The organism is Tundrisphaera macrotermitis (assembly GCF_051175315.1).
Lineage (GTDB): Bacteria > Planctomycetota > Planctomycetia > Isosphaerales > Isosphaeraceae > Tundrisphaera.
Map to the genome: position 1 here is coordinate 656,245 of NZ_CP195100.1, position 9,390 is coordinate 665,634.

Genomic DNA, 9,390 nt, shown 5'->3' on the forward strand with positions numbered 1-9,390 from the left:
GGTCGAGGCAACGTCCATTTTGCCCACCGGGTTGCGATCGTCCCCGAAAACATCCGGGAAGGCTAGTGCGATCGCCGGGACGTTGCCGCTTCCCCCTCGCCCTATCAAGGTCGTATTACTCCGACCATCCCGGCCTCGATCGGGAGGAACAATCCGCCAGGTCCCCCGCGAGGGCAGGATCTCCCATCTTTCCCGCCTTCGCCCGATCATCCCGAAGACCTGACCACCCCTTTTCGCCTCATTGGAGAAGGGCCGTCAGGCCCGGAGGCCCGGCCCAACGCCGGCCCCCGGCGGCCGATCGCCGGTGACGCATGGCCGACATTTGTGCTTCCTTCCCCCCGCATCTCCGACTAGACTTGGACGTGTTGAAAATATGAAAAAATCGGGGGTTGGATTGCCCCTCCCGTCGCGGGCCGGCCGCGATCGTCCGCCGGAATTCCCCGCCCTTGCGGATCTCGCCGACGCCCGATCCCGGGACCCCGGATCGAGGACCGGAGACGCTGCGGGGCGTGGGCGGCCGAACTGACAGGACGAGTGGACGTTCCCATGGACTTCCGGTCCGGATCCATCCCCGAGACATTGCCGCTCGAGATCCGGCGCCTCGTCGTCTTCACCTGCCAGCGGTTCGAGTGGGAATGGAAGATCGGCGGGCATCCCGCGATCGAGCCCCGGCTGACGGGCCTCTCCCCGGGGGAGCGGCCGGTGGTCCTGACGGCCCTGATCGCCCTGGAGGCGCGGCTGAGAGCGGCGGCCGGCGACCGCCCTACGCTCGCCGAATATGCCGGGCGATTCCCCGACGACGCCGGGGCCATCGAGGCGGCCTTCGCCTCGATCGACCGCCCGCCCGATCCCCCCGCGCCGGGCGGCGAGGAGGGCGTGGCCGCGTCGATGGATCGCACGGAACTGACCTCGACCCGGTCCGGCACCCAGGAGCCGACGCTGAAGGGGGGCGAGCCCGGAGCGGGGGCCGACGCGACCATCCGCCGACTGGGGCGGTATGAGGTGCTGAGGGTCCTGGGCAAGGGGAGCTTCGGCAGGGTCTACCTGGCCCGCGACGGGGAACTGGGCCGGGAGGTCGCCATCAAGGTGCCGACGGCCCAGGCGCTGGCCAGGCCGGGCCAACTCGAGGCGCTGCTGGCGGAGGCCCGCCTGGCGGCCAGCCTGAGGCATCCGGCCATCGTCGGCGTCTACGACGTGGGCCGGGACGGCGACGGCACGGCGTTCATCGTCCTCGAATACGTCGAGGGGGTGACCCTCGCCGCCCTGCTGAAGGAAGGCCGGGTCGACCCGGTCCGCCTGGCCGGGCTGGTCGCCCGGATCGCCGAGGCCGTCCACCTGGCGCACAAGGCCGGCATGGTCCACCGCGACCTCAAGCCGTCCAACATCATGATCGGCGGCGATGGCGAGCCCCGGGTCGCCGACTTCGGCCTGGCGATCACCGAGTCCGGCCAGTACAGCCTGGCCGGGGAGGTCGCCGGCACCCCGACCCACATGGCCCCGGAGCAGGTGCGGGGCGAGACGCATCGGCTCGACGGCCGCACCGACGTCTGGGCCCTGGGGGTCATCCTGTACCAGGCCCTGGTCCGCCGCCTCCCGTTCTCCGGGCTCGATTCCGCGTCGCTGTTCGACGAGATCCTCCATCGCGATCCCAGGCCGCCCCGCCAGATCGACGACGCGATCCCCAAGGAACTGGAGCGGATCTGCCTGAAATGCCTGTCCAAGCGGATGAATGACCGCTACTCCTCGGCCGTCGACCTGGCCGACGACCTGCACGCCTGGCTGGTCAGCATCCGCCCCCGCCTGGCGGCGGCCGGCCCGGCGGCGCCCGCGGCCCCCGCCTCCCCTGCCCCGGGCGAGCCCGCGACGCAGGTCGTGCCCAAGGGGCTGCGGTCCTTCGATCGGGAGGACGCTGAGTTCTTCCTGGACCTCCTGCCCGGGCCCCGGGATCGGCACGGGCTGCCCGAGTCGATCCGGTTCTGGAAGAGCCGGATCGAGGATCGCGACGGGGCCGCCGCCTTCAACGTCGGCCTCCTCTACGGGCCGACCGGCTGCGGCAAATCGTCGTTCATCAAGGCCGGGCTCCTCCCCCAGCTCGGCCCGGAGATCCGGACGATCTACCTGGAGGCCTCGCCCAGCCGGACCGAGGCCCGGCTGCTCGCCCTGCTCCGCCGCGAGGAGCCGGACCTCCCCGCGGGCCTCGGCCTCGCCGGCGCGGCCGCCGCCCTCCGCGAGCGGCTGGCGGTGGCGCCCGGACGCAAGATCCTCCTCGTCATCGACCAGTTCGAACAGTGGCTCCACCACGCCCCGGGCGATCCCGATCCCGAGCTCCTGCGCGCCCTCCGCCAGTGCGACGGGCTCGGCCTGCAGGCCCTGCTCCTGGTCCGCGACGACTTCTGGATGGCCGTGACTCGGTTCCTCCACGACCTGGAAGTCCCCCTGGTCGAGGGGGCGAACTCGGCGGCCGTCGAGCTGTTCGACAAGACCCATGCCTCCCGGGTCCTCGCCAACCTCGGCCGGGCCTACGGCCGGCTGCCCGACCTCCCGGCCGACCCGGGGCCGGAGGCGACCCGGTTCCTCGACGAGGCGATCGCGGAGCTGGCCGACGCGGAGGAGCGGGTCATCCCGATCCGGCTGATCCTGCTGGCCGAGATGGTCCGATACCGGCCCTGGGCCCCGAAGACCCTCCGCACGCTGGGGGGCATCGAGGGGATCGGCGTCACCTACCTCGAAGAGACCTTCGGCGAGCGGTCGGCCCGGCTGGCGCACCGCCCCCACCTCCGGGCCGCGATGGCCGTCCTCAAGGCCCTGCTCCCCGCGCCCCCGTCCAACCTCAAGGGGGCCCGGCAGACCCGGCGGGCCCTCCAGGAGGCGGCCGGCCTGGAAGGACGCCCCGAGGAGTTCGACGCCCTGATGGGCATCCTCGACCACGAACTCCGCATGGTCACCCCGGTGGACTCCCTGGGCGTGGACCTCGTGGCGTCGGGCGTGTCGGGCCCGGGCGCCGAGGGGAGCTACCAGCTCACCCACGATTACCTCGTGCCTCCCCTGCGGCAGTGGCTCACGCACAAGCAGCGCGAGACCCGGGCCGGCCGGGCGGAGATCCGGCTCGCCGAGCGGGCCCAGCTCTGGGCCAACAAGCCCGAACGCAAGCAGCTGCCGAGCTGGTGGGAATGGCTCGCCATCTCGGCCCTGACCTCGCACGCGGCCTGGTCGCCCCCCGAGCGCAAGCTGATGCAGGCGGCATCACGCTTCCACGCCCGGAGGGCCCTGGCCCTGGCCTCCGCGGCCCTGGTCGCCCTGGCCGGCTGGCTCTTCATCGCGCACCGGAATTCCCGGGCGGCGGCCAGGGACCGGGCGCTGGAGCAGGTCCGCCAGCTCTGGAACATCGACGTGCGCTTCCTCCCCCGCCATCTCGACGAGATGGAAGAACTCCCGGAGGGATGGCGGGCCTGGGTCGAGGAGCGTCTGGAGCGGGCGGACGTGACGCCCGAGGAGAGGGCCCGCGGCCTCCTCGCCCTGGCCCGGCGGCGGCCGGTCGGCATCGATTTGCTCGCGGGCCGGCTCCTGGAAGCCCGCGAGGCGGAGCGCCGGGTGATCCGGGATGAACTCTGGCGGTGGCGGGATCGGCTGGCCCCGCTCCTCTGGCGGGCCTTCTCGGACGGCCGGCCGGGGGGGCAGAAGGCGCTCGCGGCGGCCTCCGCTCTGGCTGTCTACGACCCCGGCGGGTCGCAGTGGGACCTGGCCGCGAAGGCCACGGTCCGGGACCTGATCGCCCAGGATCCCCTGTCGGTGATCTCCTGGGTCGAGGACCTCCGCCCGGCCCGCGAGCGGCTGCGCCCGGCCCTGATCGCCGCCTTCGACGACCCGGACATCGACGAGTCGCGGAGGCCGCTGGTCGCCAGCATCCTCGCCGACTTCGCGGCGGCCGACCCCTCCTACCTCGACCCCGCCACGCTCGCCGACCTGCTCATGGGGGCCGGCCGGGCGCAGTTCCCGATCCTTTTGCCGCTCGCCTCCCGATCCGGGCCCGGCCTGCTCGCCCGCCTCGAAGGCGTCCTGGGCCAGGCCATCCCGCTCGCCCCCGGGCCCGAACGCGACCGGCTCATCGCCCGGAAGGCGAACGCGGCGATGGCCCAGTCGGTGCTGGGGCGGGGGGAGGGGATCTGGCCCCTGCTCCGGCAAGCCGAGGACCCCGGCCTCCGCACCCGCCTGATCGGCCGCATCGGCCCCTCCCTCCTGGGCCGGGAGGCCCTGATGGGCCGCTTCGCGACGGAGGAGGACCCATCGGTGCGGCAGTCGATCCTCCTGACGCTGGATGCCTATCGGCCCGGGCTGGATCCGGCCGAGCGGGACCGGCTCGTCGGGACGCTCCGCTCGATCTTCGAAACGGACCCCGACGGCGGCGTGCACGGGGCCGCCGAGTGGTTGCTCGTCCGCTGGGGGCACGGCCAGTCGGTCCGGGAGGCCCGGGAGCGGCTGGCCGGGCAACCGCCCGGGCCGAGGCGTTGGTTCATCACGAAGCGGCTCCACACGATGCTCATCATCGACCCGCCCGGGGCCTTCTCGATCGGGTCGCCCGACCACGAGGTCGGGAGGGACAAGAAAGAGCAGCTGCGCCAGGCGACGATCGACCACCGCTTCGCCATCAGCGCCCACGAGGTGACGCTCGAGGAGTACCGCGCCTTCTCGGCCGAATCGACGGTCGAGAAGAAGGTCACCCCGGAGGCCGACTGCCCGGTGAATTTCACCCGGTGGTACGACGCCGCGCGGTATTGCCGGTGGGCCGGCGAGCAGGAGGAGGGAAACCCGGAGGCCGACCTCTGCTATCCCCCGATTTCCGAGATCGGGCCGGGCATGAAGCTCCCCGAGGGCTATCTCCGCAAGGGCGGCTATCGCCTCCCCACCGAGGTGGAGTGGGAATATGTGGCCCGGGCCGGGTCGGCGACCCGCTGGTCCTTCGGCGAATCCGAGGCGGACCTCGACCTGTTTGCCTGGACCTCGCGGAACTCCGACGAGCACACCTGGCCCGTGGGCCGGCTCCGGCCGAATCCGTTCGGCCTGTTCGACATCTACGGCAACGTCAACGAGTGGTGCGACGCCGGCATCGCCGACCGGGACGTCGATCAGGTCAAGATCGCGATCCGGGGGGGCAACTATCGCGACACCCCGAAATTCCTCCGCTCGGCCATGCTGACGAAGACCTCCCCGATGAATCACCTGAGCACCGACGGCTTCCGCATCGTGAAACCGCTCCCGGATCCCACCCCGGACCGCGCCGGCCCCGAGACCCCCACCCCCCCCTGATCGTCGAATCGGAGACCGGATCGTGATGACGATGTACCAGGCCGTTGTCGGCGCCTCCGCGGTCGTCTCGGCGGTCCTGCTGGGCCTGATCCTGCGGGAACTCGCCCGCATCCACCGGACCCTGGCCAAACTCCTCGTGCGCCGTTCGCCCGAACGGGGCTCGAGCCACGGGCGCCACCCGGCCGAGCCGGGGATGATGGCCTCGCCGGCCGGCTTCGCCATCTACGTCTATCGCGACGGCCGATGGGAGATCGAGTCCGACCTGAGCACGCCCGGCTTCGAACCCTCGCCCCCCACGATCCCCGGCGCCTACGCGGGCCAGGTCATCAAGAAGGAATCGCGCCCGGTGCGCGACCCGTGACCCCCCCGGCCCCGCCCGCCCGGTCGGTCGATCGGTGCATTCACCGGCGGCGGATCGCGACGGCCCCGGGCGCGGACCTCGCCCATTGCGGCGTGGTCGCGCGGATCATGGGGCTGGCCGCGGACGCCACGGGCCCCGTGGGCCGCGATGCCTGCGAGGCCTGCTGCCGCAGCCTGGCGGCCGGGGATGACCTGAACCCCGTGGTCGCGTCGCTGGTCCATGAGGCCGCTGGGGCGATCCTCCGCGCCGGCGGGGTGCCGGGGTGCGACGCCTCCCGGGCCCGGGAGCTGCGGGCGCGGGTCGCCGGCCACCTCGGTGTCGTCCACCCGGGGCTCGATGATCGGATCTTCCCGCCCGAGGCGGCCCCGATCGATGCGGGGCCGGGCCCGTCCGCGCCGGCGCCCTGCTGGGGCGTCGGGGTCCTCACCGCCCCCCGGGCCGTGCCGACGCTGGGGCCGACGCTCCGGAGCCTGGCCGCATCGGGCTTCGGCCCGGCCCACATCTTCGCCGAGCCCGGGTCGCACCTGCCGCCCGAGGTCGAGGGGCATCGCCTCGAAGTCCACGGCCGACGCCTGGGGAACTTCTCGAACTTCTATAACGCCCTGGCCACCCTCTACCGCCTCGATCGAGCCGCCGATCGCATCGCCATCTTCCAGGACGACATCCGCGCCGCCGTCGGGCTGAAGGACTGGTGCGATGCGCAGCTTTGGCCCGAGGGGGCCGGAATCGTCTCCCTGTTCACCCCCTGGATCCACAGCGATCGCCGCCCGGGCTGGCGGCGGCTCTCGCCCGGCTACTCGCGCGTCTTCGGCGGCCAGGCCATGGTCTTCCGCCGCGACGTCGTCGAGGCCTTCCTGGCCGACCCGCAGGTCCTCCGCGAGGTCCGGGTCGGCCGCCGCGGCGAGGATGCCCTGGTCAGCGGGTGGGCGGCCCGGCGCGGGCTGGAGGTCGCCTACCACACCCCCTCCCCGGTCCAGCACGTTGGCTTCGTCTCGTCGATCTACGCCAACGGGCCCGACCCCAGGATCACCGCCGACGCCGTCGATCATGTGGACGAGATCCCCCGATGGACCCCACCCCCGCGGCGGCCCGGGACGGTGGGCCTGATCGGCTGGAGCGCCCCGACCGGCCTCGGCTACCAGAACGCCGACCTCGCCAGGAACCTCGGCGTCGCCCGCTGGCTCGTCCCCATCCACCCGACCCACCATGCCAGGGTCGCCCCGGACGTGGGGTGCCGCGTCGATTACGCCCCGCTCGACGCCCCGGACCGCACGATCCAGGGCTGGTTGCGCGGGCTGGACTGGGTCCTGTTCGTCGAGCGTCCCTACCTGCCGAGGTGCGCCCGGCTGGCCCGGGGGATGAGCGTCAGCGTCGCTTGCGTCCCGAACTGGGAATGGCTCCATCCCCGGGCCGACTGGCTGAATTATGTCGATCTGATGCTCTGTCCCACCCGCCACACCTATGACCTGATCCTCGACTGGAAGGCGCGATACGGATATGGATGGGACGCGGTTTACGTCCCGTGGCCGGTGGATGTCGACGCCTTCCGCTTCCGCCAGCGTCTGCGGTGCGATCGCTACGTCTTCGCGAACGGGTGGGGAGGCGGGCCGACGACCCGGCTCGACGGCACCCCCACGCCCTATCGGCGCAAGGGGATCGAGCTGATCGCGGAGGCGGCGCGGATCGCGCCCCGGCTCCGGTTCCTCGTCTATTCCCAGCAGGAGGGGCTGCCGAAGCTGCCGGCGAACGTGGAGCTGAGGCCGCCGCCCGCCGATCATCGGCGGCTCTATGCCGAGGGGGACGTCTGCGTCCAGCCCAGCCACTACGAGGGGCTCGGCCTCCAGCTCCTGGAATGCCAGGCCGCCGGGATGCCCCTGGTCACGACGGATGCCCCGCCGATGAACGAGCAACATCCCTGGGCCGCGATCCCCGTCGCCGGGACGGAGGTCGTCCGCTGCGCCCACGACCTGCCGATCACCTCGCAGCTGATCGACCCCGAGGCCCTGGCCCGCCTCCTGTGCGACCGGATGGGGGCCGACATCTCCGGGGCGAGCCGGGCGGCCCGCGCCTTCATCGAGCGGGAACACTCGTGGGGACGGGCCAGGGCCACCCTGCGGGAGGCCCTGGTCGCTCTCTGATCTGCGGATTCGTCGCTCAGAACTCGCGGTCGACGACGATGCCCGGCTGGGGCCAGGGGTAGTGGCCGAGCTTGGCATCGACCTGGAGCGGCGCGGGGCCGTCGATGACGAGCTGGTCGACGGTCGGGGCGAACTCGTGCGGGCAGTTGAGCATCTCGTCGAAGGTGACGACCTTGCCGGTGTGGGCGGCCATCCGGCCCATCGAGGTGACCAGGCTGGCCTCGGCGCCCCGCTTGACCTCGTTGTAGGGCTTGTCCTCGCGGATCGCGGCGATCAGGTGGTCCCACTCCAGCTGGTAGGGGTTGGCCTCGGGCTGCTTGTAGGCCCAGACCACCTGGTCCTTGGTCATCTTCTGGCCCTTGAAGATCCGCGAGCGGGCCGGGGTGTGGCCGCTCTGCGAGATCACGGCCGAGCCCTTGGTGCCGTGGACGTAGCTGGCGAACTCGTGCTTGCAGCCGGTGATGACCCGGCCTTCCAGCATCATCTTGGCGCCGTCGTCGAACGAGTACTCGACCGAGTAGGTGTCGAAGTTCTGATCGATGAAGTTGTCGCGGTAGGTCCGGGCCCCGGTGCCCGAGGCCATCACCGGCCAGGCGTCCTTCATCCAGCAGCATTCGTCGATGTTGTGGATCAGGAAGTCGCTGTAGCAGCCGCCGCTGGCCCAGAGGAAGCCGTGGAACCTCTGGATCTGGTACATCAGCTCGCTGATCCCCTCCGGCTTCGGCTCCACCAGGGCGGTGCCGACCGGCTGGGTCTGGCGATAGGCACGGAGCAGGACGATGTCGCCGATCTCGCCGTCCTGGATCCGCTTGTGCAGCTCGGTGCGGGCGTCGCAGTGGCGGCACATCAGGCCGACGCCGACCTTGAGGTTCTTCTCGGCGGCCTTCTCGCCCAGGGCGAGCATCCGGCGGGTGCTCGGGCCGTCGACGGTGAGCGGCTTCTCCATGAACACGTTCAGCCCGCGCTCGATCGCGTAGGCGAACTGGACCCAGCGGAACGCCGGGGGCGTGGCCATGATGGCGATGTCGCCGGGCTTCAGGCAGTCCATCGCCTTCTTGAAGGCGTCGAAGCCGACGAACCGGCGGTCCTCGGGGACGTCGATCTTGTCGCTGCACTCGTCGGAGATGGCGGCGTGGCTGGCCTCCAGGCGATCCTTGAACACGTCGGCCATCGCCACCAGCTTCAGCGGGCCGCCCTTGGCGGTCAGGGCGTTGATCGCCGCGCCCGCGCCCCGGCCCCCGCAGCCGATCAGGGCGACGCGGATCGTGTTGTCCTCGCCCGCGTGGACCGACGGGATGGCCACGCCCGCCAGGGCCGAGGCGGCCGCCACCTGGCCGGACGTCTTCAGGAAATCGCGGCGCGTGCCGCCATTCTTGGGCTCGGTCATCGAGACGGCTCCTCGGGATCGCGGGATCGGGGATTCGGGGGCGGGTGGGGTGCCAGGGGGCTGGTCTAGCCCAGGGTAATCGGCCGGGCGGTGCGCGTCCAGCGCTTTGATCCGGCCGATCCCGGGCCCGCCCCCCTCGATCGCCGGGCCGGCAGGAGGACGTCGGCGGGGCGACGCCGGCCCGCGATGGGCCGACGCCG

4 protein-coding genes are annotated in these 9,390 nt (G+C 72.1%); 3 read left to right on the forward strand and 1 reads right to left on the reverse strand.

Annotation, left to right across the window (positions count from 1 at the left end; genetic code table 11):
• Positions 1-546: 546 nt before the first annotated feature.
• From TA3x_RS03035 to TA3x_RS03045, 3 genes are read left to right on the forward strand one after another with little or no spacing between them, the layout of a single operon-like run.
• Positions 547-5,304: a protein kinase domain-containing protein gene (locus TA3x_RS03035; protein ID WP_435018625.1), complete on the forward strand. Its 4,758-nt coding sequence runs from the start codon at positions 547-549 to the stop codon at positions 5,302-5,304.
• A gap of 31 nt (positions 5,305-5,335) precedes the next feature.
• The gene (locus tag TA3x_RS03040; RefSeq protein ID WP_435018626.1) at positions 5,336-5,665 is read left to right on the forward strand and encodes a hypothetical protein; all 330 of its coding nucleotides are present in this window, start codon (positions 5,336-5,338) and stop codon (positions 5,663-5,665) included.
• Positions 5,662-7,803 (forward strand): glycosyltransferase, encoded by a 2,142-nt coding sequence (locus TA3x_RS03045; protein ID WP_435018627.1) that lies wholly within the window; start codon positions 5,662-5,664, stop codon positions 7,801-7,803. The genes TA3x_RS03040 and TA3x_RS03045 overlap by 4 nt, the downstream gene beginning before the upstream one ends.
• A 16-nt stretch (positions 7,804-7,819) precedes the next feature.
• Here the strand turns inward: TA3x_RS03045 and TA3x_RS03050 are convergent, their stop codons facing one another.
• Positions 7,820-9,190, reverse strand: coding sequence for a Gfo/Idh/MocA family protein (locus TA3x_RS03050; protein ID WP_435018628.1), 1,371 nt, complete (start codon positions 9,188-9,190; stop codon positions 7,820-7,822).
• Positions 9,191-9,390 lie beyond the last annotated feature (200 nt).

Excerpts from the sequence above, each read along its gene's own strand:
- TA3x_RS03035 (WP_435018625.1), top strand. The coding sequence starts at position 547 with ATGGACTTCCGGTCCGGATCCATCCCCGAGACATTGCCGCTCGAGATC.
- TA3x_RS03040 (WP_435018626.1), top strand. The coding sequence starts at position 5,336 with ATGTACCAGGCCGTTGTCGGCGCCTCCGCGGTCGTCTCGGCGGTCCTG.
- TA3x_RS03050 (WP_435018628.1), bottom strand. The coding sequence starts at position 9,190 with ATGACCGAGCCCAAGAATGGCGGCACGCGCCGCGATTTCCTGAAGACG.